The following is a 26141-nucleotide window of genomic DNA, read 5'->3' on the forward strand; positions in this document are numbered from 1 at the left end:
ACAACGCCAACACCGACCAGGTGACAGCGATTGGCCGTTTAACCGCGCATCCGTTGCGCCAGATCAATGGCCAGAAATGCATTGCGTCGCTGCGGTGCGCACATCACCCAGGCGCAACGGGAAGTTGTTCAACCGTTCATGCAATTTGATGCTGCTGCCGCTGCCACGCGAGTCGATATCGACCAGTGCCGCCGGCCCAGCCCCGGCCGTGAGCTTTTGCGGGACGATCAGGCGCAAGCCATCACCACGTTGCTCCTCGACCAACGGATCACGGGTATCGGCCAGCTTCTGCTTGACGCAATCGGCGTATTCACGCGGTGTCTTGCCAGACATCACATCCAGCGTTTCATGCGACTGCTCAAGCTCCGAAACGCTGACACAGCCCCCAAGCCCCAGGAACAACGCCGCCACCATCCACTTCATTTGCAGCACCTCTGCCATCAAGAATCCAGTTCGACCACAGCCACGCCTGTTTGCTCCCTGCTTTGGCAGAATTATCTACGCCTGGCCATCGAGCGCGGCAGCTTAGCGTGACATCGTGGTATCTTTCGCCTTTGCAGATCCAAACCTTGCGGAGCATCACATGAAATTCGTACACCAGCGCGAGCACCTCAACGAGGACGATATCGTCGTCATCGAGTGCTCCCAGCGCTGCAACATCCGCCTGATGAACGACGCCAACTTCCGCAGCTTCAAAAATGGCGGTCGACACACCTACCATGGTGGTGCCTTCGACAAGTTCCCGGCCAAGATCACCGTTCCAAGTACCGGTTTCTGGAACATCACCCTCGATACCGTGACCACGCGCCCGATCTCGGTAACGCGCAAGCCGACCTTGACCCACAAGATCAAGATCATCCGTCGCTCGTCGTCGAAACTCAGATAAGACCGCCATGACCCAGACCATCAAGTACGTCATCAAATACAAACTCGACGGCGCGCGCCGTTGGGATTTCGCACTCATGAGCGATGCCTCCCAGGAGCAGGCGCTGCAAGCGCTGCGCAAGATCCACGGCGACGACGCCGAAAAGATCAGCGACATCCAGGTCAGCAAGGCCCTGTAAACGCCCCGCAGGTACTGCCGCACCGATCACGCCGTCCGCAAGGAGACCCGCATGAGCCCTTGGCCCGACCGCCGTATTCTCGATCTGCTGGGCATTGAAGTGCCTATTCTGCAGGCGCCGATGGCAGGTGCGACGGGCTCGGCCATGGCCATTGCCGTGGGCGCTGCTGGCGGCCTTGGCGCACTGCCCTGCGCCATGTTGAGCAGTGACCAGGTACGTGATGAGATCGAAGCGTTCCGCGCCGCCTGCCCTGCGCGGCCGCTGAACCTGAACTTCTTCTGCCACCAACCACCACCGCCCGACGCGATCCGCGAGGCGCGCTGGAAGCAGGCACTCAAGCCTTACTACAACGAGGTGGGTGCCGATTTCGACGCCCCTACCCCGGTCTCCAACCGTGCGCCATTCGATGAGCAAAGCTGCCAGCTGGTCGAGCAGTTGCGCCCTGAAGTGGTGAGCTTTCACTTTGGCCTGCCCGAGCCCCACCTGCTGCAACGGGTCAAGGCCAGTGGTGCCAAGGTGCTGTCCAGTGCTACCACGGTGGAAGAAGCGCTATGGCTGGAGCGTAACGGCTGCGACGCGATCATCGCCATGGGCTATGAAGCGGGCGGCCATCGCGGCATGTTCCTCAGTGAAGACATCACCAGCCAGATTGGCACCTTCGCCCTGGTGCCACAGATCGTCGACGCGGTCACGGTACCGGTGATTGCAGCCGGGGGCATCGCCGACCACCGTGGCCTGGTCGCGGCCCTTGCGTTGGGCGCCTCGGCCGTGCAGATTGGCACGGCCTACCTGTTCTGCCCCGAGGCCAAGGTGTCTGCGGCTCACCGCCGCGCGCTGGACACCGCGCCCGCCAGCGACACGGCCCTGACCAACCTGTTCACCGGCCGCCCAGCGCGGGGCATCAACAACCGCATCATGCGTGAGCTGGGGCCGATGAGCGACCTGGCACCGCGCTTCCCGCTGGCAGGTGGCGCATTGATGCCACTGCGTGCAATCACCGACCCGCAAGGCAACAGCGACTTCAGCAACCTATGGTCGGGCCAGGCGCTGCGCTTAGGCAGGCACATGCCGGCAGCTGAGCTGACCCAGGAAATTGCCAGCAAGGCACTGCAAACGCTATCGCGCTGAACAGCACGTGCAGGCCATTACCGCCGTCGTCGTCCAGCCCCCTTCCCGGCCAATGGCCTATCGCTATATAGTTCACGCTATAACGATAACCCAAGGAGCTGTCTTCATGCGTATCCGCCCATTCCACCTGGCCGCCACTGCACTGGCGAGCCTGATCTGCCTTAACACTGCCTGGGCCGACGAAGTCCAGGTCGCGGTCGCAGCGAACTTCACAGCCCCCATCCAGGCCATAGCCAAAGACTTTGAAAAGGACACCGGCCACACGCTGGTCGCCGCCTATGGTGCTACCGGGCAGTTCTACGCCCAGATCAAGAATGGCGCGCCGTTTGAAGTATTCCTCGCCGCCGACGACAGCACCCCGGCCAAGCTCGAGCAGGAAAAGGAAATCGTCCCAGGCTCGCGCTTCACCTACGCCATCGGCACCCTGGCCCTGTGGTCGGCGAAAGAAGGTTACGTGGATACCAAGGGGGACGTGCTGAAGCAGAACACGTACAAGCACCTGTCCATCGCCAACCCTAAAGCCGCCCCCTACGGCCTGGCCGCGACCCAGGTGCTCGACAAGCTGAAACTGACCGAGGCCACCCAGGGCAAGATTGTCGAAGGGCAGAACATCACCCAAGCCTTCCAGTTCGTGTCCACCGGTAATGCCGAGCTGGGCTTCGTCGCGCTGTCGCAAATCTACAAGGACGGCAAAGTCACCAGCGGCTCGGCCTGGATCGTGCCGTCCAACCTGCACGACCCGATCCGCCAGGACGCTGTGATACTCAACAAAGGCAAGGACAGTGCCGCTGCCAAGGCGCTGGTCGAATACCTGAAAGGCCCGAAAGCCGCCGCGGTAATCAAATCCTACGGTTATGAACTCTGATGCCACTGGACGCCAGTGACCTGGGTGCCATCTGGCTGACCATCAAACTGGCCAGCCTGACCACCTTGATCCTGCTGATCGTCGGCACGCCCATCGCTTGGTGGCTGGCGCGCACGCGCTCTTGGCTGCGTGGGCCGGTGGGCGCGGTGGTGGCCCTGCCGCTGGTGCTGCCACCGACGGTCATCGGCTTTTACCTGCTGATCGCCCTCGGGCCCCATGGCTGGCTTGGCCAGGCCACCCAGGCATTGGGGCTGGGCAGCGTGGTATTCAGCTTCAGCGGGTTGGTGATCGGCTCGGTGATTTACTCCATGCCCTTTGTGGTGCAACCCTTGCAAAACGCCTTTGGCGCCATCGGCCAGCGGCCGCTGGAAGTCGCTGCCACCCTGCGCGCCAGCCCATGGGACACCTTCGTCCATGTGGTACTGCCGCTGGCCCGCCCCGGGTTCATCACCGCCAGCATTCTGGGCTTTGCCCATACCGTGGGCGAGTTTGGCGTGGTGCTGATGATCGGTGGCAACATCCCCGACAAAACCCGCGTGGTCTCGGTGCAGATCTTCGATCACGTCGAGGCCATGGAGTATGCGCAAGCCCACTGGCTGGCCGGTGCCATGCTGGTGTTCTCGTTCTTGGTGCTGCTCCTACTGTACGCTGGGCGCCGCGGCAAAGCTGGCTGGAGCTGAAATGACTGCATCGATTGTGGCGCGCCTGAAGCTGGCGCGCGACGACTTTACCCTGGATGTCGACCTGCAACTGCCTGGGCGCGGGATCAGCGCGCTGTTCGGCCATTCCGGGTCTGGCAAAACCTCCTGCCTGCGCTGCCTGGCGGGGCTGGAGCGCGCCGCCAGCGCCTACATCGAAGTAAACGGCGAGGTCTGGGAAGACAGCAGCCGCGGCTATTTTCAAGCGCCTCACCTGCGCCCGGTGGGCTATGTATTCCAGGAAGCCAGCCTGTTCCCGCACGTGTCGGTGCGCGGCAACCTGGAGTTTGGCTGGCGCCGGGTTGCGCCCAGCGAGCGCAAGGTCAGCCTCGAACAGGCGTGCCAGTTGCTGGGCATCGGCCACCTGCTCGCACGTCGGCCCGCCACGTTGTCCGGCGGTGAGGCGCAGCGGGTCGGTATCGCACGCGCGCTGCTGAGCAGCCCACGGCTGTTGTTGATGGACGAGCCGTTGGCTGCCCTCGATGGGCCGCGCAAGCGCGAAATCCTGCCGTACCTGGAGCGCCTGCATGACGAGCTGGATATCCCGCTGGTGTATGTCAGCCATGCCCAGGACGAAGTAGCGCGCCTTGCCGACCACCTGGTGTTGCTGGAGCAAGGCCAGGCCGTGGCCAGCGGCCCGATTGGCGAAACGCTTGCACGCCTGGACCTGTCGCTGGCCCAGGGCGAAGATGCCGGGGTGGTGTTCGAAGGCCTGGTAGTCGGGCATGACCCCCATTACGACCTGCTCGACCTTCGCCTGCCCGGCAACGGCGCGCCGATACTGCGCATCGCCCACCCCGCTCACGTCATGGGCAGCACCCTGCGGGTAAAGGTGCAGGCGCGCGACGTGAGCCTGGCCCTGACGGCGGACAGCGCCTCCAGCATTCTCAACCGGTTGCCGGTACAGGTGCGCGAAACCCGCCCGGCAGACAATCCGGCCCATGTGCTGGTGAGCCTGGATGCCGGGGGCAATGCCTTGCTGGCGCGCATCACCCGCTTCTCGGCAGACCAGCTTGGCCTGCACCCAGGCCAGGCCCTGATCGCCCAGATCAAGTCGGTGGCTTTATTGGGCTGAGCAACCCTGACGCGACCGTTGTCCATTGATCAGAGACCTGATCGAGGCCTGCCGCCGATGCTCGACTGCCCCCTGCCCCGCACCCTGCATTACGTTGACGACAGCCAACCTGGCCTGAGCCGACGGCGCTGGCGCGACCGCTTCATCTACCTGGACACCGAGGGGCAGCGGGTTCGCGACGCCGACACCCTCGCACGCATTGCCGCACTGGTGATCCCCCCAGCCTACAGCGATGTGTGGATCTGCGCCGACCCGCAAGGCCATCTGCAAGCCACCGGCCGCGACGCCCGTGGCCGCAAGCAGTACCGCTACCATGAGCAATGGCGCGAACTGCGCGACCAGCACAAATACGGGCGCATGTTGGCATTTGCCCAGGCACTGCCGAAATTGCGCTCGCAACTGGAGACCCACCTGGCCAGACCGGGCCTGGACCGGGAAAAGGTGATGGCACTGGTCGTCAGCCTGCTGGACCACACCCTGATCCGCATCGGCAACCAGCGTTACCTGCGCGATAACCAGTCATACGGGTTGACCACGCTGCGCAACCGTCACGTCAAGGTGCAAGGCGGCACCATCCGCTTCCAGTTCCGCGGCAAGCGCGGCGTCGAGCACGATGTCACCTTGCACGACAGGCGCCTGGCCAACCTGCTCAAGCGCTGCATGGAGCTGCCGGGCCAAGCGCTGTTCCAGTACCTCGACGAAGAGGGGCAACGCCACAGCATCGGTTCCAGCGATATCAACCAGTTCTTGCAGGCGCTTACTGGCGCTGACTTTACCGCCAAAGACTACCGCACCTGGGCTGGCAGCAGCCTTGCGCTGAACCTGCTCAGGCCGCTGGCCTGGGAGCCGGAAACCGAAGCGAAACGCCAGGTCGCTGCCATCGTCAAGCAGGTCGCCACGCGCCTGGGCAATACCCCGGCGGTATGCCGGCGCTGCTACATCCACCCGGCCGTGCTGGAACACTTTGCCCTCGGCCGCCTGGCCAGTTTGCCCCGCAAACGTAATCGCAAAGGCCTGGATCCAGAAGAAGTGGCGCTGTTGTTATTTCTGCAGGCGCTGGAGGAACAGGACGATCATTGACACTGTCTATTTAGGCCATGATGCAGAGAAATTTCCCATCCGGGCTGAACCCCCCTATTCTTGCCACCGAGCACCTTCGCCGGGACACCGCTTGCGGCAGTTACCGGCGCCTGCACCTGAAGATACGCAACAGAATTTGTCTGTCGGGGAATTCCTATCCGCCGAAAGCGTCTTTAATGAGAAGGAAGAGGGACTGGCTCCCACCGCCGCGGCAATTAGCCCGACGGATTTCAACATTACCAAGGAGAACTACATGCTGATACTCACCCGTAAGGTTGGCGAAAGCATCGTCATCAACGATGACATCAAAGTCACCATTCTGGGCGTCAAAGGGATGCAGGTGAGGATTGGCATCGATGCACCGAAAGATGTTCAGGTGCACCGCGAAGAAATCTTCAAGCGTATCCAGGCTGGCAACCCAGCCCCGGAAAAACACGACGACTCGCACTGAGCAGCACTGCCTCAAGCCGCACGGACGCGCTTGATCGACCTGCGCCTCAGGTGCCCAGCAGTTCGCGCACCTTGGCGATCATCCTGTCCATATCGAAGGGCTTGTCGAACACCGCGGCGAACAACTCCGGGCATCCTTGGCTGGCCTGCGCGCCGCTCATGAGGATGACCGGCAAGTCGCTCAGCTGCAGCTCATCGCGCATCCTGCGTGCCAGCTCTTCACCATTGAGCAACGGCATCATGTAGTCGGTGATCACCAGCTCGACGCGTTTTTCCTTCAGTGCTTCCAGCGCCTTGAGGCCATTGCTCGCCTTTTCCACCAGATAACCTTCATCCTCCAGGGCAAAGCCGAGGATGTCGGCGATCAGGTATTCGTCATCGACGATCAGAATGGTGCTCATCAGCCGCCCCGTCACCCGCCACCTTGCTGCACTGGCGTCCCCGAGAGCACGCCGCTGGCGCCCTCGAAGGCCTTGCGCAAGGTAATGCCCTGCGGGCCGAGCAACAGCTCGTGCAGCGCGGGGTCATGGTGGCTGTCACGCACCTTGAGAATCGACAGCATGCGCCGCAGCTGGGAATCCAGTTCGACGAAACGCATCAGCATCAAGTTGTCGACGATGCTCGACAGGTCCGGTGCCGGGGCCATGATTTCCGACCCGAACATGTCACGCATCTCCCAGGTCAGCAGCACACTGACGTCTCGCGCCCGCAACTCGCCGGTCAAGGCGCGGAAAAACGCGTTGAGCCGAGTCGGGTCAATTGCCAGGCGGCTGAAGGCGCCCAGGCTATCGATCACCACACGCTTGCTGCCTTGGGCCTCGACGCGCTGAAGCAAGCGCGCGCCGACCTGGTCCAGCAAACCCTCCGTGGTGGGCTGCCAGCACAGCTGCAGCGCACCTTCGCGTTCCAGAGCGGCAAAATCGTAGCCAAGCGATAGCGCCTTGAGGCGCAGGCGTTCGGGTGTTTCGTAGAATCCAAAATGCACACCAGGCGCTTCTTTCGTGCACGCACCAAGAAAGGCCAGGCCCAGTGACGTTTTGCCAATACCGGAGGGCCCCATGATCAGGCTAACGGAGCCTGTAGCCAGCCCGCCGTCGAGCATTTCATCCAGGCTCGGAATGCCCGAAGAAACACGGCTCAGGCTGGCGTTGCCCAGGTGGCTGGGGTGGCTGAACAGCGATTCAAGACGTGGAAAAACATGCATGCCCGCTTCATCGATCAAGCATTCATGGCGCCCCGACAGGGCTGCGCTACCACGCGTCTTGCGCAGTTGAATATGGCGCACGGCACGGCTGCCCACCAGTTGCTCGCCCAGTTCGAGCACACCATCGACCATGGTGTGCTCCGGGCTACCCTCGTCCAGCCGGGCGCTGGTCAACAACAGCAGTGTGCAGCCGGCAAAGGCGGCGTGGCCTTGCAGTTCCGAGACGAATTTCTTGGTGTCCAGGGTCGTTTCGGCGCGCACGCGGGCATTGAGCACCCCATCGACGATCAGCAGGCTGGCCTGCTGCCGGTTGATTTCCTGGCGCAGCAGCTTGACCACGGCATCGAGCCCTTCCTGCTCCAGGGTATCGAAGGCACTGACAAATTGAATCTGGTCGCCCACCAGGGTCGGATCAAAAAACGCCAGCGTCCCAAGATATTGGAACAGCCGCTCGTGCGATTCACTGAGCAACGTCGCCACCAACACCCTGCCGCCACCCTGTACGTGGCCACAGGCCAACTGATTGGCGAGGATGGTTTTACCCGCGCCAGGCGGGCCTTGAACGATGTAGGACGCGCCCGCGACCAGCCCGCCCTTGAGCAGGGCATCGAGCCCTCCGATCCCCGTCACCAGCCGCTTGAGTGCTTGTGCCATGGTGTGTACCTGTAGAATTGGTGATCCGCTTATGGGTCACACGCGGGCAAATAAAGACGCATGCACGTGCCTTGGCCAGGCACGCTGTCGACGCTGATGGCGCCATTGCTCTGCTTGGCAAAACCGTAAACCTGGCTCAGGCCAAGGCCGGTGCCCTTGCCGAAGGCCTTGGTGGTAAAAAAAGGCTCGAAGATACGTGGCAGTACGTCGGGAGCAATCCCGCTGCCGCTGTCCTGCACCTCGAAGCACACATAACGGCCACGCAACCCTTCAACGTCCCCGGCCAGTTCAACAACATCGACCGCCAGGCCGATGCTGCCTTTACCCTCAATGGCGTCACGGGCGTTGAACAGCAAATTGAGCAGCACCATCTGCAACTGCCCGGCATCGACTTCGATGGCGGGCAGACTCGCGGGCAAATGGTGTTGCAGGTCGATTTCACTTGTCAGCGAATGCTCGAGCAAGCCACGCGTGGCAGCAATCAACTCCAGGGGCGCGATGCGCGTAACATCCAGCTTACGGTGGCGGGCAAAGCTGAGCAGTTGTTGGGTCAGCTCGGTGCCCCGCTCGCCGGCTTCGAGGATGTGATGCAACATGCGCTGGATGCGCTCCGGGTCGTGAGAGGTCAGGGCCAGCCGGGCGGAACTCAGGATGATCGTGAGCATGTTGTTGAAATCATGCGCCAGCCCGCCGGTCAGCTGGCCGAGCGCTTCTAACTTCTGCGCCTGGAACAGCTGCGCACGCACAGCGTCGAGCTGCAGTGCCGATTCGCGCCGGTCGGTAATGTCGCGGGTAACCTTGGCCAGGCCAATGATCTGCCCAAGGTCATCGCGAATCACATCCAGCGCGGCCAGCGCCCAGAATTGCGAGCCGTCCTTGCGCACGCGCCACCCCTCATCCTGCGCCACGCCTTGCTCAAGCGCCTGGCACAGCAAGCGCTCGGGGAGCCCTTGCGCGCAATCCTGGGGGGTGAAGAACAACGAGAAATGCTGGCCGATCACTTCATCGGCCCGGTAGCCCTTGATGCGTTCGGCGCCAGCGTTCCACGACACCACATGCCCCGTCGGGTCGAGCATGTAGATGGCGTAGTCAACCACCGATTGAACCAGCTGTTCATAGCGGTGCGCGGGCATGACAGGGTGTTCGAGACAGTCAGCTGAAACCATGCAGACTCCACAGGCACAGCGGGGAGGAATTGGGTTTAAGCAGGAGTGTCCTCTGCAGCCGCCCCCGTGGCAACTGATTGTCAGTGTTATCGATCGACGAGTACAGGCACTGAGGCGAATCCTGCTGCCTGCGGTCACGGCTAACTTCACCTTGATAATAGGTGCTGGAGTTGACTCAACTATAACAATGGGTTATAAAGCGCGCTTGAATGCAACGCGCTTTCTACTTAGTACATCTGCTTAGAAGCCCGCCGGTCGTCAAGGCCCATTCAAGTGCGAGTGTGGTGGAATTGGTATACACAGCAGACTTAAAATCTGTCGGCGTGAGCCTTGCGGGTTCGAGTCCCGCCACTCGCACCAAATTCCTTCGAAAAGGCGCCCTGGTGGCGCCTTTTTGCTGCCCAGCGGAAATCTTCGGTGCAACTGCTAGAGTGGAGCTTGTCCCTGTCCACTGGTATGCCGCCATGCGCTATTCCCTGTTCGATGGTCAACGCGACTTCATCATCCTGGTTGCCCGCATTCTGCTGATGATTCTGTTTGTTGTGTCCGGGTGGGCCAAGTTGACCGGCTTTGAAGGCACGGTCAGCTACATGACCTCCCTCGGCGCCCCTGCCCCTACGGTTGCCGCGGCCGTTGCGGTGATCATGGAGTTTTTCGTCGGCATCGTGCTGATTCTGGGGTTCTACACGCGCCCGCTGGCCTTCCTGTTTGCACTGTTCGTGCTGGGCACCGCATTGATCGGCCACCCGTTCTGGAACATGGTCGACCCCGAGCGCAGCGCCAACATGACCCAGTTCCTGAAAAACCTGAGCATCATTGGCGGCTTGCTGTTGCTGGCCGTGAGTGGCCCCGGCCGCTTCTCGCTGGACCGTCGCTGACTCACGCGTCTTCGCAGTCGTCGAACCAGGCTGGGTGATCACGTTCCTCATCATCGAGGTCATCCAGCGTTTCCTCATCCTCTTCGACAGGGTCTTCCGCGCCTTGGGCGTCTGCCTCGGGGTCGATGCCGTCGTAAAGGAATTCGTGGTCGAGCAGGTGGTCATGCTCGGGCTCGTGCAGATCGTCTTCGTCGCGCATGCGGGGCGGGCTCCTGGGATGGCGGGAGGCTTGTATAGGCTGAACAGGGGGCGAGGTCAATGGGTTGCGGCTTAATGCTGAGTTAACGGAGCGGGCGCAGCCTGCAGGCTCTCCCTTCAAACGTTATTTGCCCGCCTTTTCATGGCGGGCTTTTTTTTGGGGTGGTGATTTTTGATAGTGGGGCGAAGGGCCTGGCTTGAGATTTTTAGCGCCTTTGAAATCGAGCGCCGCCCGCGCGGCGCATCGCGAGCAACGCTCGCTCCTACGTTTGTTTCGGGCCAGTCATGCCTGTGGGGGCGGCGCGCGACCGCCTTGTTTGTACGACACGATATCAAGCCATGCGCCAAGGCGGTCGCGCGAGCCTGTCACAGGCGTTATTGGCCAAAAACAAACGTAGGAGCGAGCGTTGCTCGCGATGCGCCGCGCGGGCGGCGCTCGATCTTATAAGCGCAGAAGCTCCAACGCCTTACACTTCGCAGCTCACATTCCCCCCAGAATTGAACCCTACCCACACCAAAACGACAGCCTAATGACCCCCGCTTCACGTATTACCGACAATAGGGGCGGCACACTGACCTTGCTCCGTACGTTCTTTTAGCCCGCCCCTTGTAGGCGGGCTTTTCTTTGTCTGCCTCGTCCGACGCTGACCTACGAGCGCCCCCTTCAAAACGCACTAAGCTCCACTATCCGATACTCGGGTATTCGGCTTTTCCACACATTGCCCATCGTCGCTCTGGCGATCCACACCGACGTGCCGATTTTCGGCACAAAGAGGGTGCTCCAATGGCGACAATCGAGACAAAAGCGTTCGCTCGCGGGTTGCTCAAAGTAGAGAACTGCTGGCAGGCCTACATCCTGTCACGCCAATCCACCCAGGGGCTTGCCGGCCACGAACTCACGGCCGCGCAAGAAGCGTGCGACCGCGACTACATTCGGTTTCAGAACCAAAGCCAGCAGTTTTACGCCGAAGTGCGCAAGCGGGTAGGCGACGCTGAAAAGCTGGAAGCGGACTTGGCACGCTACCCACCTCAATAACGTTTCTTCAGCCGTCATTGGGGTCGCTGTGCGACCCCATTCGCCTTATCTGACGACTTTGGAGCTGGGCCACCTCGCCGATGGCAGCTTGGGGCCGACACGATCGGATGCACCAATGCCAGACGCCACTTCCTGGATGGCTCCGCCCTTAGAAAGGAATGCTTTGATCTGCTCGTCTAGCCGCAGGTGGGCTTTGTGCGTGGGGGACTGATGGGAGGCATTCATGACTGAACCTCGATAGAGGAGTCACTGAAATGCAGCAACTCGTTTGTCACTATACGCTGCATCGGCCACAGAATGGGCGAAATCCCCTGTCCTTGCCACCAGAGCCTACGTTTACAGGGCCTCCACTCGCCGGTCACCGGCCGGCGGCGCCGCTTTCAAGATGTGGGTAAAGCTCCCGGTCAGGCCGAACCGAAGCTCTTTGGGCATCAAGAATGTGAAGTGGATGAGCCATGACCCATCGCCGAGCAACAACGTCTCGCTTCTGTACCGAATGACTTCCGCTTCGCTAATGCCGATCGCCACAGCGACTTCCTGATTGCTTGGCTTGCGATCCATTGAGGTGACTCCCTCCGACATTGCGCCGGGAAGCCATCAATACTCCTCCAGAGTCGGAAGCGCTACTTATAAATTTCCACCCTGGCACACCGCTTCATGCTGCAGTAGCCCTTTCAGTATAAAACGTCATCAAAAGGCAATGAGGCCTGCGACAACGCCCTTAGCTAAACGCCAGGGTTTCCACAGGGAAAGGTGGTCGAACAATCGGCTGGAATTGCCCGCGACACCTGCAACAGCGAGGTAGACGAACCACTTTCGCAGCGCTCTGGAGAGTTTCTTTTTTGTGAATCGCAACAGTCGGTACACCTTGAAAAATAACCCTGTCGCTAAAAACGGAAAAGCCCAACACGTGCTGAGCTTAGGCGTCACGCCTCAAGGGGCTTCTGTATTTTCCGCCCCACAAATAAAAGCCCCGCAGACGTTAATCTGCGGGGCTTTCGAATAATGGAGGCCGAGGTCGGAATCGAACCGGCGTAGACGGATTTGCAATCCGGAGCATAACCACTTTGCTACTCGGCCTCAAAGTCGGATCTAGCTGCTTGCGCTTTGCTATCTCCTTGAAACACTGAACCTTTTTCAAAGTTCGCTGCGTTTCGATGGGCGCCATTATGTCTTCAATCATCGAACCTTGCAACCCCCTGAACATAAAAAAATTTCAAGGGGTTCAAGGTGTTAGCGCAAGCGGCCGAGTTTGCTCCAAAGCCCCACCACGGTGTTCTCCACCGTGCCGCTGGCAGCCATGCCAATACGCTCCTGCAGGCTCTTGCGTTCGGCGTAGTGCAGGTGGAACAGGTTGGCGTTGCGGGCGCGGTCGCTGAGGTACTCGTCGCTGGTCTGCAGCTCGTCAACCAGCTTGCGGTTGAGAGCCGCCACGCCCAGCCAGACTTCGCCGGTGGCCACTTCGTCGATGTGCAACTGCGGGCGATAGCGCGAGACAAAGTCTTTGAACAGCTGGTGGGTAATGTCCAGGTCTTCCTGGAACTTCTCCCTGCCCTTTTCGGTGTTTTCGCCGAACACGGTGAGGGTGCGCTTGTATTCGCCCGCCGTGAGCACTTCGAAATCGATGTCATGCTTCTTCAACAGGCGATTGACATTAGGCAGTTGCGCCACCACACCAATCGAACCCAGCACGGCAAAGGGCGCGCTGACGATCTTCTCGCCAATGCAGGCCATCATATAACCACCGCTGGCCGCCACCTTGTCGATGCACACGGTCAACGGGATGCCCGCCTGGCGAATACGCGCCAGCTGCGAAGCCGCCAGGCCGTAGCTGTGTACCAGGCCACCGCCACTCTCCAGGCGCAGCACTACTTCGTCCTGCGGGGTGGCGAGGGTCAGCAGCGCGGTGATTTCGTTGCGCAGGCTCTCGGTGGCCGAGGCCTTGATGTCGCCATCGAAATCGAGCACGAAGACCCGGCCCTTTTCTTCGGCCTTGCCTTTTTTCTGTTGTTTTTCCGCCTTGGCCTGCTGCTTGCGCAGCGCCTTGAGCTGGGCCTTGTCGAGCAGGCCCGACTCCAGGCGCTCACGCAGCTCTTTATAGAACTCGTTGAGGCGGGTGACCTGCAATTGCCCGCCCGGTTTGCGCCGCCCTTTACCGCGCAAACCGGCGATGGCCGACAGCACGACCAGGATGGCAATCACCAGGGTGGCGGTTTTGGCGAGAAAGCTTGCGTATTCGGCAAGAAACTCCACGTTGACTCCTTCATAGACCAGCGCCAGTTCGGCGCGTAACTGCTGCAAGCATACCGGTGCGCCTGAGGCGCTGCCAGCCGGTGTAAACGCTGGCAACACAGTTCAAACAACCTTTTCAAACGCTTGTATGTTTTTTCGTTGACAGCCTGTGTGGCACATCCTAACCTCGCAGCAACCTCAACAGGCCGGATACCTCCGTGGGCAACCTCTACCTGATCCGACATGGCCAAGCCTCCTTCGGTGCCGAGGACTACGACGTCCTCTCGACCATCGGTGTGCGTCAGAGCCAAGCCCTGGGTGAACACCTGGCCCTGCTCGGCGTGCAGCTCGATCGTTGCGTGGCCGGCGACCTGCGCCGCCAGCAGGACACCGCACGCCTGGCCCTGGAGGCCTTGCACGCCACAGGCTGCCCGGTTCCGGCTGTTGAGACCGATGCGGCATTCAATGAGTTCGATGCCGATGGCGTGATCCGCGCCCTGCTGCCCGGCCTGCTGGCGCAAGAACCCGATGCCCTGCGCATCCTGCGCAATGGCGCGCAGCACCGCAGCGAATTCCAGCGCCTGTTCGCGCTGATGGTGCAGCGCTGGCACGTGGGCGATCATCCTGCCGACGATGGCCTGGAGACCTGGCAGGCCTTCACCGCGCGCGTCCAGCGTGGCCTGCAGCGTGTGCTCGAAGGCGCGGGCAGTGGCGACAACATCGCCATCTTCACCTCCGGCGGCACCATTGCGGCCCTGCTCCATCTGGTTACCGGCATTACCCCCAGCCAAGCCTTCGCGCTGAACTGGCAGATCATCAACACGTCGCTCAGCCAACTGAAGTTTCGGGGCCGCGACGTGGCACTGGCCTCCTTCAACAGCCAAGCCCACGTGCAGCTGCTGAGGGCGCCGGAGCTTGTCACCTACCGATGAGCCCGGCTTGTTGTGTCCCTGCGGACGCGAATATAACTTAATAAGGATTACGCCATGAGCGATGTAGCTAAAGCCGTCGAAGCGATGAAAGCAAAGTTCAATCCAGCCGCCGCTGCGGGGCTGGACTTGGTGTTCGGCTTCAACATCACTGACGAAGACAAGCACTTTGCGCTGATCGTCAAGGACGGCAACTGCGAACTGAAAGAAGGCGAAAACCCAGACGCCAACTGCACCCTGGTGCTGGACAGCGAGACCCTCAAGGGTATCGTCAGCGGCGAGACCGACGGCATGCAGGCCTTCATGGGTGGCAAGCTGCGCGTCGAAGGCGACATGATGCTGTCGATGAAACTCAGCGAGCTGTTCCCGTCCTGAGTGATGGGCACGCCGATTGATCAAAAAACCGAAGCCTGACCGGCTTCGGTTTTTTTTTGCCCGATCACATCAAGGCGATTGATCCATCAGCAACACCCTCACCTATATGACGGCTGGCACGCTTGTTCCAACGCCGGCAGGCCATTAGATTAGCCAATAGTTGTTGCGAACGAAAATAAGGAAAACGCATGACGCTCACCGATCAGTCCACCCAGGTCCGCCCCGGCGAAGAACTCGACGCGGCCGTCATCGACCCTTATCTCAAGGCCCATATTCCCGGCCTCGAAGGCTTGCCGAGCATCAGCCAGTTCCCCGGCGGCGCCTCCAACCTCACCTACCTGGTCACCTACCCGGGCCGAGATTTCGTGCTGCGCCGCCCGCCATTCGGGCAGAAGGCCAAGTCGGCCCACGACATGGGCCGTGAATTTCGCATCCTTAATCAGCTCAACAGTGGCTTCCCTTACTGCCCCAAGGCGTACGTGCACTGCACCGACGAGACCCTGATCGGCGGCGAGTTCTATGTGATGGAGCGGGTCAACGGCATCATCCTGCGCTCGGACATCCCGGCTGAACTCAATCTCGACGCAGCCAGCACCGAAGCCTTGTGCAAAAGCTTCATCGACCGCCTGGTCGAGCTGCATCAGGTCGACTACCAAGCCTGCGGCCTGGCCGACCTGGGCAAGCCGGAAGGCTATGTGCAACGCCAGATCGAGGGGTGGACCAGCCGCTACGCCAAAGCCATCACCGATGATGCCCCGCGCTGGGAGCATGTGATTGCCTGGTTGCACGACAAGATGCCCGCCGACCACCCACGCCCCGGCATCGTCCACAACGACTACCGCTTCGATAACGTGATACTCGATGCCGACAACCCGATGCGCATCATCGGTGTGCTGGATTGGGAGATGGCCACCCTCGGTGACCCACTGATGGACCTGGGCAACAGCCTGGCCTACTGGATCGAGGCAGCAGACCCGGCGCCCGTGCAACTGATGCGCCGCCAACCCAGTAACGCGCCCGGCATGCTCACCCGCCGGCAGTTCGTCGACTACTACGCCGAGCGCGCCGGCATTCGCCTCGACAACTTCGATTACTACTATTGCTATGGCCTGTTCCGCCTCGCCGGCATCGTCCAGCAGATCTACTACCGCTACTACCACGGCCAAACCCAGGACAAACGCTTCGCTCAGTTCATCCACATGAACCGGCTGCTGGAGCAGATGGCCTTGCAGGTGACCCGCACCTCCACGCTCTGACGACAGATAACAAGGAAAACAGCATGTCCAAGACCCACTTGTTCGACCTTGACGGCAAGATCGCCTTCGTTTCCGGCGCCAGCCGCGGCATCGGCGAGGCCATTGCCCATCTGCTGGCGCAGCAGGGCGCCCATGTCATTGTCTCCAGCCGCAAACTGGACGGCTGCCAGCACGTTGCCGACGCGATCATCGCCGCCGGGGGCAAGGCCACCGCAGTGGCCTGCCATATCGGCGAAATGGAGCAGATCCAGCAGGTGTTCGCGGGGATACGCGAACAGTTCGGGCGCCTGGATATCCTGGTCAACAACGCGGCCACCAACCCGCAGTTCGGCAACGTGCTGGACACCGACCTGCTCGCCTTCCAGAAGACCGTCGACGTCAATATCCGCGGCTACTTTTTCATGTCGGTGGAAGCCGGCAAGCTGATGCGCGAACACGGCGGCGGCAGCATCATCAACGTGGCGTCGATCAACGGTGTTTCGCCTGGGCACTTCCAAGGCATCTATTCGGTGACCAAGGCTGCGGTGATCAACATGACCAAGGTCTTCGCCAAGGAATGCGCGCCGTTCGGCATCCGCTGCAATGCCCTGCTGCCCGGCCTGACCGATACCAAGTTCGCCTCGGCACTGGTGAAGAACGAGGCCATCCTCAACGCCGCCCTGCAGCAAATCCCGCTCAAGCGCGTGGCCGACCCCAAGGAAATGGCCGGCGCGGTGCTGTACCTGGCCAGCGACGCCTCCAGCTACACCACCGGCACCGCACTCAACGTCGACGGTGGTTACTTGTCCTGATCAGGCCTTGATCGCCTGCAAGGTGTAGCTCAAGGGCAGGCGTGACGGCTGGTGGCGCAAACGCCACTCGCCGTCGGCGCCCTTGTCCATCTGCCCAGGCAACGCTTCCCAAGGGATGCTCGGGTGCTCGACCAGGCCTGTCAGTTGCAGCCCGTGCGCCAGCAAGGCACTGATAACCTCGCCCAGGCCGTGGTTCCACTCATGGGTCTCGGTATGGACGAGGCGCTGGTCGGTTTCGACGTACGTCTGGTCGGTGTGCCACACCGTCGGGGTTTCGTGCTCGAAGTACGGATACTCGATCAACAGGCGGTCCTGGTGGTCTTCGTTGACGGCCATCAGCATCGGGTGGCCATCGCGCAGGAACAGCCGCCCACCCGGCTTCAACAAGGCCGCCACAGCGCGCGCCCACGGCTCGATGCGGGGCAGCCAGCAGAGCGCGCCGATGCCGGTGTAGACCAGGTCGAACGTCCCCGCTGGCAGCACCTGGTCGGCGGCGTAGACATCTGACTCCACATACGCGATTGGCGCTGCGCAGCGTTCGGCCAACGCCCGCGCCTGCGCCAGCGAAGCCGCGGAAAAATCCAGACCACAAACCTGCGCGCCAAGGCGTGCGAGCGACAGGGTATCGGTGCCGATGTGGCACTGCAGGTGAACGGCGTTGAGCCCGTGGATATCGCCCAGCAGCGGCAAGTCGAAACGAACGGTTTCGGAAAGATGCGCGGGGCGTTCGACCAGCAGCTCGACCTCATAGTCTTTCGAGGCAGCGTGCAAGGGGGCGCGTTCGTCCCAGCTGGTGCGGTTGAGTTGCAGCGATCGGTCCATGGTTGACGTCCTTGTCTGCTCGTACTGTTTTATTACAGGCACGTCGCCGCAGCAGCACGCCGCTGCAGCGCCACGCCGTCATTTTTTTGCGCGTAGTAATCGACCCGCGCCCCACCCGCCTGCGGATAAACGTCCACGAACGCCTCGGCCTCGCGGGTATACACGGTGAAACCACCCTGTTTGCGCGGCTCCAGGTAGCCACTGGCATCGTCCCCGAACACCGCCTCTTCCTGCCAGCTGAACTGAATGCATTGGGCAACCAGTTCTGGCGCCTTGTGCGAATCGAGCTGCGCGGTCGGCTTGCCGCCACGTGCCGTTTCCATGGTCGCGGAAGCGCAACCGACCAGCATCAGTACTGCGGCCATCGGCAGAATCGCTCGCATGTTCAATCCTCAGGGCAAAAAAGAAGGCGACTCTAGCATTGGCGGCACCGCGAGTGAATTGTCGGGCGCATGCTGCTGTCGCAGTAGGAACATGCCGTCACAAGGAAACCGCGATGAAAAAGCATCACCTGATACCCGCCTTGCTGCTCGCCGCCCTGCCCTGCCTGCCGTTGGCCGCTTCTGCCGCCCCGTCCGCCGAAGAAAGCATTACGGGGCCAGAAACCCACAACCGTGAACTCAAGGTGGGTGACAAGGCCCCCGACCAATACAAGCGCGATGATCAGACGGTAAAAGACTGGAAGGCCAAAGGCCTGCCCACCCCAGAAAAGGAAAGCCATTGGGTACGCATGGGCGAGCACTACGTGCTGGTGCAGATCACCAATGGGGTAGTGTTGGCGATCCACCCGGCCAGCTGAATCAACTGACCTGCACCAAGGCCGCCATGTGCACGGTGTTGCGCCCGGCGGCCTTGGCCTGATAAAGCGCTGCATCCGCCTGCGCCAGCAGGCTGGAGGTGCTGTCCCTGGGCCCTGGCACACCGCACCACAGCCCGACACTGAAACGCAGCTCGATCTCATCACCGGCAAAACGCGCGGGGCTGTTGGCAATCGCTTCCCGCAAGCCCTGCAACGCGGCCATCGCCCCGCTTCTGTCAGTACCTGGCAACAGCAGCAGGAATTCCTCCCCGCCATAGCGCCCAAGGCTGTCCCCCTGGCGCAAACGCTGCTGCAACTGACGCACGCAATGGCACAACACCTCGTCACCCGCCAAGTGCCCATACAGGTCGTTGATCCGCTTGAAATGATCGATATCGATCATGGCCACGGCCAGGCTGCTCTGCGCCTCGCGGGCGCGGTCCAACTCGACGCCGAAGCGTTCGAGGATCGCCCGGCGGTTGTAGGTGCCGGTCAACACATCGCGCAAGGCCAAGTGCTGTAGACGCGATTCGCTACGCTCCTTGGCCATCAACACCAAGCCGATCGAACACATCATCACCGTGACCGTGCCGATCGCCACCGAAATGCTCTGCTTGAGGTTGCTGGTGTCATAGCGCATTTCCACCGCCGTGCCATTGGCCACCGCCACGGCGCGCATGCCCAGCCCGACCAAGCTGATCAGCGCACCGATCTGCAGCAGCAGGTGCGCCCTGCCTGGTCGCTCGACGTACCGCCTGGCCCAGTACAGGATCATCGAGCACTGCAGCATCAGCACCAGCGTCGCCAGCAGCATGCGTGGTTCGAGGGTGTCGAGAAGCAGCATCAGCCCCACCAGCATGCACGCCGGGATGATGAAGATCAGCCGCCACGGGATCACTTGCTCACGCACCCGGAACAAGCTGGCCGAATAAAACGCCAGGGCCAGTGACAGCAAGCTGTTGCCCAGGCCATAGCTGAGCCACAGCGGCGCTTGCGCGTAAACGGTGTAGCAGACATACGCCAAGGCATGCACCAGCAGCCCGCAGCCGGTTAGCAGCAGGTTGTCGCGGCGGTTGCTGCGGCCGACCAACAACAGGCAGAAAGCCAGAATGGTCGCTACCAGGGCGACCGCGGCGAACAGCGTGGGGGTGTGGGCGATCATCGTGATTCACCGTGTGGCAGTTTGCCGTCTTGGCTGCGGCTTACCGTGCAGTCTAGGTGCCGACGGCCGGCTCGGCCATGACCGAGCGAGACAGAACAGCAGCCGGCAAGCACGCCACTCATCGCTGGCAGGACAATTTTTTGCCCGCCCAGGAAACCAAATGGATCGATCCCAGTCTGAGGAAGTGTCCCGTAAACCTTTGCGGATCAAGGACCTATATCGTGATGACCCGCCTTGCAAGCTTTTCGCTGATTGCCGCCATCCTGCTGACTGCTGGCTGCCACAGCCATCGCTACCATGACGACGACGATGGCTGGCGTGATCGCGACCGTGGCCATGGCCACCATCATCGGCATGACCGTGACGATGACGACGACGACCGTCAATACCGCGGTGACCGCTACTACCGCTGAAGCGTCTTTGCAACCCTGACCCGCCGCCCGCTGCGCGGCACCTTAACCTGATGATTCCTTTTGAGGTTCGTACCATGCGTCTGACTCTGCCTTCCCTTGCCCTCGGCCTGCTGCTGTGCCAGGGCGCTTTCGCCGGTGACGGTACCGCCGCCATTGGCGGTGGCCTGGGTGGTGTACTGGGTAACGTTGTCGGCCAACAGATCGGCGGCAGCACAGGCGCTGCCATCGGCGCCGGTGTCGGCGGCGCTGCCGGCAGTGCGGTAGGCGCTCGCAAGGGCAACCGCACCGAGGCTGCCATCGGCGGTGGCCTGGGTTCTGCGGGCGGTTCGCTGCTCGGTGGCAAAGTCGGCGGTTCTGCCGGCTCCACCATTGGTGCCGGCCTGGGTGGCGCGGCCGGTGGTGCCATCGGTAACCACATGGGCGACAACAACGGCAAGAAGCACCACCGTCACCGTCACTGATCCAGGCGATAAACAGGGGCCGCATAGCGGCCCCTTTTGCGTCTTAAACCCTGCAACACATCAACACACCCTTCATCCCAAGCTGGCACACTGGCTGCTAATGTCTACCGTGCCCCGTGTGAAGGAACACCCCCTCCCCATGAACCACGAGCTGCTCTGGGTCCTCGGCCTGCTGGCCATCGTCGTCGTCCTCTTCATCATCAACCGCCCGCGCATGGACGTGGTCGCCCTCATGGTGATCCTCGCCCTGCCGTTATCGGGCATCCTCACGGTGGAGCAGGCACTGGCCGGTTTCAGCGACCCCAACGTGGTACTGATCGCTGCCCTGTTCGTGATCGGCGAAGGCCTGGTACGCACCGGCATTGCCTACCGCATCGGCGAATGGATGAGCGAACGCGCGGGCAACAGTGAAGCGCGCTTGCTGATACTGCTGATGGTGGCGGTGGCGGGCCTGGGGTCGGTGATGAGTTCTACGGGAGTGGTGGCGATCTTCATCCCGGTGGTGCTGAGCATCGCCGCACGCCTCAAGCTCTCGCCCAGCCGCCTGATGATGCCGCTGAGCTTTGCTGGCCTGATCAGCGGCATGCTCAGCCTGGTGGCCACGCCGCCCAACGTGGTGGTGCACAGCGAACTGGTGCGCCATGGCGAACAGGGCTTCAATTTCTTCAGCTTTACCCCGTTCGGCCTGGTGGTGCTGGTGCTGGGCATCGGCTACATGCTGCTCACCCGCCACTGGCTCAACGGCGAAGTGCGCAAGGACGGCCGGGTAGAAACCCGCCGCACGTTGCTTGACCTGGTACTGGACTACAAGCTCAGCGGCCGCGAGCGGCGCCTGCGCATCCGCCCGCATTCACCGCTGATTGGCCACACCCTGGGCGAGCTGGAGCTGCGTACAAAGCATGGCGCCAACGTGATCGGCATCGAGCGCCAGCACAAATTCACCACACGGGTGATCACCGCCGACTCCAATACCGTGTTGCACCAGGGCGACGTGCTGCTGCTCGACTTGTTCGCCAACCGCGACGACCTGCGCAGCCTGTGCCAGACCATGCAACTGGAGCCCCTGCATTTCAAGGCAGCCTACTTCATCGATCAGTCGCAGGAACTGGGCATGGCCGAAGTGTCGCTGCCACCCGGCTCGCAGCTGATCGGCAAGAGCATCCTCGAGCTGGCGTTCCGTACCCGCTTCGACCTTAACGTGGTCGGCTTGCGCCGCGATCAGGTGGCCATCGAAGAGCAACTGGTGGAAGAAAAGCTGCGCCTGGGCGATACCCTGCTGGTGGTCGGCCCCTGGAAAGCCGTGCGTCAACTGCAGAGCAAACCGCACGACTTTCTGGTGCTGAGCTTGCCCGCCGAGATCGACCAGGTCGCCCCGGCCCGCACTCGCGCGCCGCAGGCCTTGTTGAGCCTGGCGGTGATGGTCGGGCTGATGGTCAGCGGCGCGGTGCCCAATGTGATCGCCGCGCTGATCGGCTGCCTGCTGATGGGCGCAGGCCGGTGCATCGACATGAACAGCGCCTACCGGGCAATCCATTGGCAGAGCCTGGTACTGATCGTCGGCATGCTGCCGTTCGCCCAGGCCCTGCAAAAAACCGGCGGCATCGACTTGGCCGTGACCGGGCTGGTCAGTGTGCTGGGCGGGGCCGGCCCCAGTGCCATTCTTGCCTGCCTGTTTGCCGTGACGGCGGTGATTGGCCTGTTCATTTCCAACACCGCCACTGCCGTGCTGATGGCGCCGGTGGCAATCAGCACGGCCACGCAACTGGGCATGTCGCCCTACCCCTTCGCCATGACCGTGGCCCTCGCCGCATCGGCTGCGTTCATGACGCCCGTTTCGTCACCGGTCAACACCCTGGTGCTGGGCCCGGGGCAATACCGGTTCGGTGATTTCGTCAAAGTCGGCGTGCCATTCACCTTGCTGGTGATGCTGGTGACTGTGGTGATGGTCCCGTGGTTCTTCGGCTTGTAAGGAAATCGACTGGGGATACCGGCAATTTGGCATTATCTTGCAGGATCGCGGCAGATTGACATCAAGTACCCTGTCGAAACACACTGACACGTAATTGCCCCAGGTGCTTCAAGCCGTTGTCCTGGATTTCGTTTCCGCTTGCCGGTCGAGTTCATGGTTTTTCCAGCCCAATCGCGCTTGTTGCCCTATGTCGCGCTGCTTTGCCTCACGTTTGCCCTGACCCTCGGCGGCATCCTGGCACGCCCCATCGAGTCCCTCTCCCTGTTCTGGCCGGTGAATGCGGTATTGGTCGGCGTGCTGTTGCGCTACCCCCGCCAGGCCAACGCCCTCGGCTTCATGCTGGTGTGGCTGGCCATGGTGCTGGCAGACCTGCTGTGCGGCAGCGCCTGGAAGCCGGCGTTGTGGTTCAACCTGTGCAACCTCGGCATGGTGTTCACCGTGTGGCAGTTGTTGTCACGCGTGCCGCGCCTGCACCGACGCATGCGCAGCCCGCATGGCGTACTCAGTGTGTTTGCCGCGTGCGCCGCTGGCGCAATGGTTGCCGCGAGCCTGGCCTCGGTGATGGCCGCACCGTGGTTCGAGCAATCGCTGCAGGCCACCTGGCTGGCCTGGTTCAGTGAACAGTTCTCGACCGGCGTACTGGTGCTACCGGTGCTGCTGTCGGCGCCCTCGGTGCGGGCAATGGTGCGCAGTGGCGCCCAAGCAGTGCGTTTGCCGCCGCTGCTGGTGCTGCTTGGCTCGCTGGCCTTCAGCATCGCCTTCGGTGGGCCAGGGGCGATTGCCTTCCCGATCGCCGCCCTGCTGTGGTGTGCCTGGACCTACCCGCCGTTTCTGGTCTCGATGCTGACGCTCACCGCCGGCAGCACCCTCATCGTCGCAGTCGCGCAAAACCTCATGCACTTCAGCGTGCCGCAGAGCGAACCCGGGGTCACCACCCTGATGTCGGCGCGCTTGGGCATCGCCATGCTGGTGCTCGGGCCGCTGGTGGTGGCCTGCGTCAGCCAGGCCAATCGCAGCCTGATGGCACGCCTGGCGCACCAGGCCACCATCGACCACCTGACTGGGGTACTGACCCGCAGCGCGTTCACCCGCCGCGCCAATGCACTGCTCGATAGCCGCCAGCAACATGCCCAAGCATTGCCGCTGACCTTGATGATGCTGGATATCGATCACTTCAAGGCGATCAACGACGCACATGGCCACGCTATCGGTGATCAGGTACTGCGCCAGTTCGCCCGCACCCTGCAAGACCAGTTGCACGAAGGCGAACTGTTCGCGCGCATGGGCGGCGAGGAGTTCGTCGTGATCCTCCCAGGCCTTGCGCCAGATCGCGCCAAATTCACTGCCGAACGCCTGCGCCGGGCCGTACAGGACCTGCACGTGGTGCACGCCGACCATCGCCTGCAGATCACCGTGAGCATCGGCCTGGACGGCTGCGCCGCCGACACCCCGGCGCCGAGCCTGGACGAGCTGCTGGCGCGCGCTGACCAGGCGCTATACCGGGCCAAGGCGCATGGCCGCAATTGTGTTGAACAGGCCGAGGCACAGCGCCAGGTGGTCTGACTCAACCGGCCAGCAAATCCCAGGACAACTTGGCAATCAGTACGCACAGCAAAATCAGAAACAGCCCACGCACGAAACCTGCGCCCTTGCGCACCGCCAGCCAAGTGCCGGTCAATGCACCGAGGATGTTGCAGGCCGCCATGGGCAAGGCGATGGCATACAGTACGTTGCCCGACGGCACGAAGAACACCAGCGCCGCCAAGTTGGTGGCGATGTTCACCACTTTGGCCGAAGCCGAAGCGTGCAGGAAGTCCAGGGCAAAAAAACGAATGAACAGAAAGATCAGGAAGCTGCCGGTCCCTGGCCCGAACAGGCCATCGTAAAAACCAATGGCCCCACCGATCAACACCGCCAGGCATTGCTCCTTGCGGCCGATCTGCGTGGGCTTGTGCAACGTGCCGAAGTCCTTTTTGCAGAACGTGTAGATCGCCATCAGCACGATCATCACCAGCACGGCCGGGCGCATCACGCTGGGCGGCACCAGCGATACCGTGGCGGCGCCGGCAAACGACATGACAAAGGCACTGAGCGCCGCGGGCACGATCAGCCCCCAGTCCAATGTGACCTTGCGGATGAACGAGCGGGCCGCAAAGGCAGTGCCGCACACCGAGGCCAGTTTGTTGGTGCCCAGCAAGGCCGCCGGTTGCGCGGTGGGCAGCACGTTGAACAGCGCCGGGATCTGAATAAGCCCGCCACCGCCTACGGCGGCATCGATCAAACCGGCGGCAAAGGCGAACACAGAAAGTACAGCGATATCCATCATGACGCGGCTCCAGGCAGTAAGACAGGCTGCAAGGCTAATCAAAGTGCCGCGCTTGTGTTGAAATGCCACATTGCGAAAACTGCAATGAGGAGTAGGCAATGGCCTTGGACATGCTGCGGGAGATTCAGGCGTTCGTCAGTGTCGCCCACAAGCGCAGCTTCGTCGCTGCGGCACGCGCCCTAGGGCGTTCACCCAGCGCGGTAACCCGAGCGGTGCAAACGCTGGAGGACAACGCCGGCAGTAAACTGCTCAACCGCAACGCCAACGCGGTGACCCTGACCGAAGCTGGCGAGCGCCTGCTCCCCCATGCCGAACGCTTGCTGGATGTGCAACGTGATGCAGTCGACGAGTTGGCCGCGCTAAGCGGTACCGCCCAAGGCTGGATCCGTTTCGCCGTGCCGCAATTGCTGGGTGAGCATGTGCTGCCCCGGGTGCTCGCCGAGTTTTCCCAGCGTCATCCACAGGTGACCCTGGACGTGCAGTACAGCGATGCCGCCCTGGACCCGCTGCTGGACAAGTTCGACTTCGTGGTGCGCGGCGCCTTTCCGCAATCCAGCGAGCTGATCGGCTATCCGCTGTGGGGTTACCAACGCCATCTGTATGCAAGCCCGGCTTACCTGGCCAGCGCCGGCAACCCGCAACACCCAGAAGACCTGGAGCACCATGCACTGATTCTGCATACCGCCCCACGCATACTCAAAGCCTGGCATTTCTGCCGAGATGGCCAGATCACCAGCCTGCGCCCAACGCCACGGCTTCGGCTGGGTTCTGGCGATGCGGTGTACCACAGCACACTGGCCGGGGCCGGTATCGCCCGCCTTGCGGCCTGGGTGGGCGAAGCCCAGGTCAAGGCCGGCCGCCTGGTGCGGGTGTGCCCGCAATACCGCCTGACCTCAAGCACCGGCCAAGACCCTCAAATGCACGCGCTGTACCCGGCCGGCGAGTTGCCCGCGCGGGTTCGTGAGCTGCTGCAGGCCCTGCGCCGCGCCGGCCTGTCGGCCTAACGGCGACAGCTCAAAAGGACTGTTCAAATTCTGCTCAATTTAACAGAGCCCGCTTCCGGCTTGGCTTGCAGCATTTTATCCACAGACCTACCCACGTTTTTTGTGG

Annotated in this window: 32 protein-coding genes and 2 tRNA genes; 21 read left to right on the forward strand and 13 right to left on the reverse strand. The window is 61.9% G+C overall.

Translation table 11 applies throughout. From position 1 onward, the window contains the following. Positions 1-63: 63 nt before the first annotated feature. Positions 64-423 carry a hypothetical protein gene (locus ACMCNM_RS19550; RefSeq protein ID WP_027592675.1) on the reverse strand — a complete coding sequence of 120 codons (360 nt, stop codon included), beginning with the start codon at positions 421-423 and terminating at the stop codon, positions 64-66. A gap of 160 nt (positions 424-583) precedes the next feature. Here ACMCNM_RS19550 and ACMCNM_RS19555 point away from each other — a divergent pair, with 160 nt between their 5' ends. From ACMCNM_RS19555 to csrA, 8 genes are all read left to right on the forward strand, one after another. Next, a complete protein-coding gene (locus ACMCNM_RS19555) occupies positions 584-886 on the forward strand; it encodes a DUF1883 domain-containing protein (RefSeq protein ID WP_027592676.1) in 303 nt (100 codons plus the stop codon). 7 nt (positions 887-893) lie between these two features. Then, positions 894-1064, forward strand: coding sequence for a hypothetical protein (locus tag ACMCNM_RS19560; RefSeq protein ID WP_186681143.1), 171 nt, complete (start codon positions 894-896; stop codon positions 1062-1064). Between the two features lie 51 nt (positions 1065-1115). After that, entirely contained in the window at positions 1116-2192 is a 1077-nt protein-coding gene (locus ACMCNM_RS19565; protein WP_412765208.1) for an NAD(P)H-dependent flavin oxidoreductase, read from the forward strand. A gap of 106 nt (positions 2193-2298) precedes the next feature. Continuing rightward, positions 2299-3057 (forward strand): molybdate ABC transporter substrate-binding protein, encoded by a 759-nt coding sequence (gene modA / locus ACMCNM_RS19570; RefSeq protein ID WP_186681147.1) that lies wholly within the window; start codon positions 2299-2301, stop codon positions 3055-3057. Continuing rightward, on the forward strand, positions 3057-3737 hold the full coding sequence (gene modB / locus ACMCNM_RS19575; RefSeq protein WP_027592679.1) for a molybdate ABC transporter permease subunit: 681 nt from the start codon (positions 3057-3059) through the stop codon (positions 3735-3737). The genes modA and modB overlap by 1 nt, the downstream gene beginning before the upstream one ends. A gap of 1 nt (position 3738) precedes the next feature. Then, entirely contained in the window at positions 3739-4830 is a 1092-nt protein-coding gene (modC, locus tag ACMCNM_RS19580; protein WP_412765209.1) for a molybdenum ABC transporter ATP-binding protein, read from the forward strand. A 57-nt stretch (positions 4831-4887) separates the two neighbouring features. Further along, complete coding sequence (locus ACMCNM_RS19585; protein ID WP_027592681.1) at positions 4888-5910, forward strand: DNA topoisomerase IB; 1023 nt, start codon at positions 4888-4890, stop codon at positions 5908-5910. A 253-nt stretch (positions 5911-6163) separates the two neighbouring features. Further along, positions 6164-6361, forward strand: a complete 198-nt coding sequence (csrA, locus tag ACMCNM_RS19590; protein WP_023381281.1) for a carbon storage regulator CsrA — start codon at positions 6164-6166, stop codon at positions 6359-6361. A 46-nt stretch (positions 6362-6407) separates the two neighbouring features. Here the strand turns inward: csrA and ACMCNM_RS19595 are convergent, their stop codons facing one another. The 3 genes from ACMCNM_RS19595 to ACMCNM_RS19605 are packed head-to-tail and all read right to left on the reverse strand — an operon-like array spanning position 6408 to position 9384. Beyond that, complete coding sequence (locus ACMCNM_RS19595) at positions 6408-6761, reverse strand: response regulator (RefSeq protein WP_412765210.1); 354 nt, start codon at positions 6759-6761, stop codon at positions 6408-6410. Between the two features lie 11 nt (positions 6762-6772). Next, the gene (locus tag ACMCNM_RS19600) at positions 6773-8218 is read right to left on the reverse strand and encodes an ATPase domain-containing protein (protein ID WP_412765211.1); all 1446 of its coding nucleotides are present in this window, start codon (positions 8216-8218) and stop codon (positions 6773-6775) included. A 29-nt stretch (positions 8219-8247) separates the two neighbouring features. Further along, positions 8248-9384 (reverse strand): two-component system sensor histidine kinase NtrB, encoded by a 1137-nt coding sequence (locus ACMCNM_RS19605; protein ID WP_412765212.1) that lies wholly within the window; start codon positions 9382-9384, stop codon positions 8248-8250. A 275-nt stretch (positions 9385-9659) separates the two neighbouring features. Here ACMCNM_RS19605 and ACMCNM_RS19610 point away from each other — a divergent pair. Together ACMCNM_RS19610 and ACMCNM_RS19615 are read left to right on the forward strand one after the other, a co-directional pair. After that, positions 9660-9744: transfer RNA gene (locus ACMCNM_RS19610), tRNA-Leu, on the forward strand. 104 nt (positions 9745-9848) lie between these two features. After that, the gene (locus ACMCNM_RS19615) at positions 9849-10262 is read left to right on the forward strand and encodes a DoxX family protein (protein ID WP_099454684.1); all 414 of its coding nucleotides are present in this window, start codon (positions 9849-9851) and stop codon (positions 10260-10262) included. 1 nt (position 10263) lies between these two features. On the opposite strand, the gene ACMCNM_RS19620 is transcribed toward ACMCNM_RS19615, so the two are convergent. After that, a complete protein-coding gene (locus ACMCNM_RS19620) occupies positions 10264-10461 on the reverse strand; it encodes a hypothetical protein (protein ID WP_085273068.1) in 198 nt (65 codons plus the stop codon). A 783-nt stretch (positions 10462-11244) separates the two neighbouring features. Between ACMCNM_RS19620 and ACMCNM_RS19625 the strand changes: the two genes are divergently transcribed. Further along, positions 11245-11496: a hypothetical protein gene (locus ACMCNM_RS19625; RefSeq protein ID WP_027592687.1), complete on the forward strand. Its 252-nt coding sequence runs from the start codon at positions 11245-11247 to the stop codon at positions 11494-11496. 45 nt (positions 11497-11541) lie between these two features. On the opposite strand, the gene ACMCNM_RS19630 is transcribed toward ACMCNM_RS19625, so the two are convergent. The 4 genes from ACMCNM_RS19630 to sohB all read right to left on the reverse strand — a co-directional run bounded on the left by ACMCNM_RS19630 (position 11542) and on the right by sohB (position 13749). Further along, a complete protein-coding gene (locus ACMCNM_RS19630) occupies positions 11542-11721 on the reverse strand; it encodes a hypothetical protein (RefSeq protein WP_369124820.1) in 180 nt (59 codons plus the stop codon). 111 nt (positions 11722-11832) lie between these two features. Then, positions 11833-12057, reverse strand: a complete 225-nt coding sequence (locus ACMCNM_RS19635; RefSeq protein WP_027592688.1) for a hypothetical protein — start codon at positions 12055-12057, stop codon at positions 11833-11835. A 445-nt stretch (positions 12058-12502) separates the two neighbouring features. After that, positions 12503-12576 (reverse strand) — tRNA-Cys (locus tag ACMCNM_RS19640). Between the two features lie 153 nt (positions 12577-12729). Continuing rightward, positions 12730-13749: a protease SohB gene (gene sohB, locus ACMCNM_RS19645; RefSeq protein WP_085273210.1), complete on the reverse strand. Its 1020-nt coding sequence runs from the start codon at positions 13747-13749 to the stop codon at positions 12730-12732. Positions 13750-13946: 197 nt separating this feature from the next. Between sohB and ACMCNM_RS19650 the strand changes: the two genes are divergently transcribed. From ACMCNM_RS19650 to ACMCNM_RS19665, 4 genes are all read left to right on the forward strand, one after another. After that, positions 13947-14660 carry a histidine phosphatase family protein gene (locus tag ACMCNM_RS19650; protein WP_412765213.1) on the forward strand — a complete coding sequence of 238 codons (714 nt, stop codon included), beginning with the start codon at positions 13947-13949 and terminating at the stop codon, positions 14658-14660. 54 nt (positions 14661-14714) lie between these two features. Next, positions 14715-15032, forward strand: coding sequence for an SCP2 sterol-binding domain-containing protein (locus ACMCNM_RS19655; RefSeq protein WP_412765214.1), 318 nt, complete (start codon positions 14715-14717; stop codon positions 15030-15032). Positions 15033-15220: 188 nt separating this feature from the next. After that, positions 15221-16288: a phosphotransferase family protein gene (locus ACMCNM_RS19660; protein ID WP_412765215.1), complete on the forward strand. Its 1068-nt coding sequence runs from the start codon at positions 15221-15223 to the stop codon at positions 16286-16288. Between the two features lie 23 nt (positions 16289-16311). After that, positions 16312-17079, forward strand: a complete 768-nt coding sequence (locus ACMCNM_RS19665; RefSeq protein WP_027592693.1) for an SDR family oxidoreductase — start codon at positions 16312-16314, stop codon at positions 17077-17079. Here ACMCNM_RS19665 and ACMCNM_RS19670 read toward each other — a convergent pair whose 3' ends face one another. Together ACMCNM_RS19670 and ACMCNM_RS19675 are read right to left on the reverse strand one after the other, a co-directional pair. Continuing rightward, a complete protein-coding gene (locus tag ACMCNM_RS19670) occupies positions 17080-17901 on the reverse strand; it encodes a class I SAM-dependent methyltransferase (RefSeq protein ID WP_238217283.1) in 822 nt (273 codons plus the stop codon). Positions 17902-17933: 32 nt separating this feature from the next. Continuing rightward, complete coding sequence (locus ACMCNM_RS19675) at positions 17934-18284, reverse strand: hypothetical protein (RefSeq protein ID WP_027592695.1); 351 nt, start codon at positions 18282-18284, stop codon at positions 17934-17936. A gap of 113 nt (positions 18285-18397) precedes the next feature. On the opposite strand from ACMCNM_RS19675, the gene ACMCNM_RS19680 reads away from it, so the two are divergent. Beyond that, complete coding sequence (locus ACMCNM_RS19680; RefSeq protein ID WP_027592696.1) at positions 18398-18700, forward strand: RcnB family protein; 303 nt, start codon at positions 18398-18400, stop codon at positions 18698-18700. A gap of 1 nt (position 18701) precedes the next feature. Here the strand turns inward: ACMCNM_RS19680 and ACMCNM_RS19685 are convergent, their stop codons facing one another. After that, positions 18702-19862, reverse strand: coding sequence for a GGDEF domain-containing protein (locus ACMCNM_RS19685; RefSeq protein ID WP_412765216.1), 1161 nt, complete (start codon positions 19860-19862; stop codon positions 18702-18704). Between the two features lie 224 nt (positions 19863-20086). Between ACMCNM_RS19685 and ACMCNM_RS19690 the strand changes: the two genes are divergently transcribed. The 4 genes from ACMCNM_RS19690 to ACMCNM_RS19705 all read left to right on the forward strand — a co-directional run bounded on the left by ACMCNM_RS19690 (position 20087) and on the right by ACMCNM_RS19705 (position 24268). Beyond that, positions 20087-20275, forward strand: a complete 189-nt coding sequence (locus ACMCNM_RS19690; protein ID WP_085273060.1) for a hypothetical protein — start codon at positions 20087-20089, stop codon at positions 20273-20275. Between the two features lie 74 nt (positions 20276-20349). Further along, positions 20350-20736: a glycine zipper domain-containing protein gene (locus tag ACMCNM_RS19695; protein WP_027592699.1), complete on the forward strand. Its 387-nt coding sequence runs from the start codon at positions 20350-20352 to the stop codon at positions 20734-20736. A 139-nt stretch (positions 20737-20875) separates the two neighbouring features. Continuing rightward, positions 20876-22705, forward strand: coding sequence for an SLC13 family permease (locus ACMCNM_RS19700; RefSeq protein ID WP_412765217.1), 1830 nt, complete (start codon positions 20876-20878; stop codon positions 22703-22705). A gap of 138 nt (positions 22706-22843) precedes the next feature. Next, positions 22844-24268 carry a GGDEF domain-containing protein gene (locus ACMCNM_RS19705; RefSeq protein WP_027592701.1) on the forward strand — a complete coding sequence of 475 codons (1425 nt, stop codon included), beginning with the start codon at positions 22844-22846 and terminating at the stop codon, positions 24266-24268. A gap of 1 nt (position 24269) precedes the next feature. Here ACMCNM_RS19705 and ACMCNM_RS19710 read toward each other — a convergent pair whose 3' ends face one another. Next, positions 24270-25031 (reverse strand): sulfite exporter TauE/SafE family protein, encoded by a 762-nt coding sequence (locus ACMCNM_RS19710; protein ID WP_027592702.1) that lies wholly within the window; start codon positions 25029-25031, stop codon positions 24270-24272. A 98-nt stretch (positions 25032-25129) separates the two neighbouring features. Here ACMCNM_RS19710 and ACMCNM_RS19715 point away from each other — a divergent pair, with 98 nt between their 5' ends. Next, the gene (locus tag ACMCNM_RS19715) at positions 25130-26035 is read left to right on the forward strand and encodes a LysR substrate-binding domain-containing protein (protein ID WP_412765218.1); all 906 of its coding nucleotides are present in this window, start codon (positions 25130-25132) and stop codon (positions 26033-26035) included. Positions 26036-26141 lie beyond the last annotated feature (106 nt).

The sequence above is a fragment of the Pseudomonas sp. NGC7 genome (genome assembly GCF_047159675.1).
GTDB classification, from domain to species: domain Bacteria; phylum Pseudomonadota; class Gammaproteobacteria; order Pseudomonadales; family Pseudomonadaceae; genus Aquipseudomonas; species Aquipseudomonas kermanshahensis.

Coding starts and splice junctions, on each gene's coding strand:
- ACMCNM_RS19550 (WP_027592675.1), bottom strand. CDS start 423: ATGAAGTGGATGGTGGCGGCGTTGTTCCTGGGGCTTGGGGGCTGTGTC.
- ACMCNM_RS19555 (WP_027592676.1), top strand. CDS start 584: ATGAAATTCGTACACCAGCGCGAGCACCTCAACGAGGACGATATCGTC.
- ACMCNM_RS19560 (WP_186681143.1), top strand. CDS start 894: ATGACCCAGACCATCAAGTACGTCATCAAATACAAACTCGACGGCGCG.
- ACMCNM_RS19565 (WP_412765208.1), top strand. CDS start 1,116: ATGAGCCCTTGGCCCGACCGCCGTATTCTCGATCTGCTGGGCATTGAA.
- modA (WP_186681147.1), top strand. CDS start 2,299: ATGCGTATCCGCCCATTCCACCTGGCCGCCACTGCACTGGCGAGCCTG.
- modB (WP_027592679.1), top strand. CDS start 3,057: ATGCCACTGGACGCCAGTGACCTGGGTGCCATCTGGCTGACCATCAAA.
- modC (WP_412765209.1), top strand. CDS start 3,739: ATGACTGCATCGATTGTGGCGCGCCTGAAGCTGGCGCGCGACGACTTT.
- ACMCNM_RS19585 (WP_027592681.1), top strand. CDS start 4,888: ATGCTCGACTGCCCCCTGCCCCGCACCCTGCATTACGTTGACGACAGC.
- csrA (WP_023381281.1), top strand. CDS start 6,164: ATGCTGATACTCACCCGTAAGGTTGGCGAAAGCATCGTCATCAACGAT.
- ACMCNM_RS19595 (WP_412765210.1), bottom strand. CDS start 6,761: ATGAGCACCATTCTGATCGTCGATGACGAATACCTGATCGCCGACATC.
- ACMCNM_RS19600 (WP_412765211.1), bottom strand. CDS start 8,218: ATGGCACAAGCACTCAAGCGGCTGGTGACGGGGATCGGAGGGCTCGAT.
- ACMCNM_RS19605 (WP_412765212.1), bottom strand. CDS start 9,384: ATGGTTTCAGCTGACTGTCTCGAACACCCTGTCATGCCCGCGCACCGC.
- ACMCNM_RS19615 (WP_099454684.1), top strand. CDS start 9,849: ATGCGCTATTCCCTGTTCGATGGTCAACGCGACTTCATCATCCTGGTT.
- ACMCNM_RS19620 (WP_085273068.1), bottom strand. CDS start 10,461: ATGCGCGACGAAGACGATCTGCACGAGCCCGAGCATGACCACCTGCTC.
- ACMCNM_RS19625 (WP_027592687.1), top strand. CDS start 11,245: ATGGCGACAATCGAGACAAAAGCGTTCGCTCGCGGGTTGCTCAAAGTA.
- ACMCNM_RS19630 (WP_369124820.1), bottom strand. CDS start 11,721: ATGAATGCCTCCCATCAGTCCCCCACGCACAAAGCCCACCTGCGGCTA.
- ACMCNM_RS19635 (WP_027592688.1), bottom strand. CDS start 12,057: ATGGATCGCAAGCCAAGCAATCAGGAAGTCGCTGTGGCGATCGGCATT.
- ACMCNM_RS19655 (WP_412765214.1), top strand. CDS start 14,715: ATGAGCGATGTAGCTAAAGCCGTCGAAGCGATGAAAGCAAAGTTCAAT.
- ACMCNM_RS19660 (WP_412765215.1), top strand. CDS start 15,221: ATGACGCTCACCGATCAGTCCACCCAGGTCCGCCCCGGCGAAGAACTC.
- ACMCNM_RS19665 (WP_027592693.1), top strand. CDS start 16,312: ATGTCCAAGACCCACTTGTTCGACCTTGACGGCAAGATCGCCTTCGTT.
- ACMCNM_RS19670 (WP_238217283.1), bottom strand. CDS start 17,901: ATGGACCGATCGCTGCAACTCAACCGCACCAGCTGGGACGAACGCGCC.
- ACMCNM_RS19675 (WP_027592695.1), bottom strand. CDS start 18,284: ATGCGAGCGATTCTGCCGATGGCCGCAGTACTGATGCTGGTCGGTTGC.
- ACMCNM_RS19680 (WP_027592696.1), top strand. CDS start 18,398: ATGAAAAAGCATCACCTGATACCCGCCTTGCTGCTCGCCGCCCTGCCC.
- ACMCNM_RS19685 (WP_412765216.1), bottom strand. CDS start 19,862: ATGATCGCCCACACCCCCACGCTGTTCGCCGCGGTCGCCCTGGTAGCG.
- ACMCNM_RS19690 (WP_085273060.1), top strand. CDS start 20,087: ATGACCCGCCTTGCAAGCTTTTCGCTGATTGCCGCCATCCTGCTGACT.
- ACMCNM_RS19695 (WP_027592699.1), top strand. CDS start 20,350: ATGCGTCTGACTCTGCCTTCCCTTGCCCTCGGCCTGCTGCTGTGCCAG.
- ACMCNM_RS19700 (WP_412765217.1), top strand. CDS start 20,876: ATGAACCACGAGCTGCTCTGGGTCCTCGGCCTGCTGGCCATCGTCGTC.
- ACMCNM_RS19710 (WP_027592702.1), bottom strand. CDS start 25,031: ATGATGGATATCGCTGTACTTTCTGTGTTCGCCTTTGCCGCCGGTTTG.
- ACMCNM_RS19715 (WP_412765218.1), top strand. CDS start 25,130: ATGGCCTTGGACATGCTGCGGGAGATTCAGGCGTTCGTCAGTGTCGCC.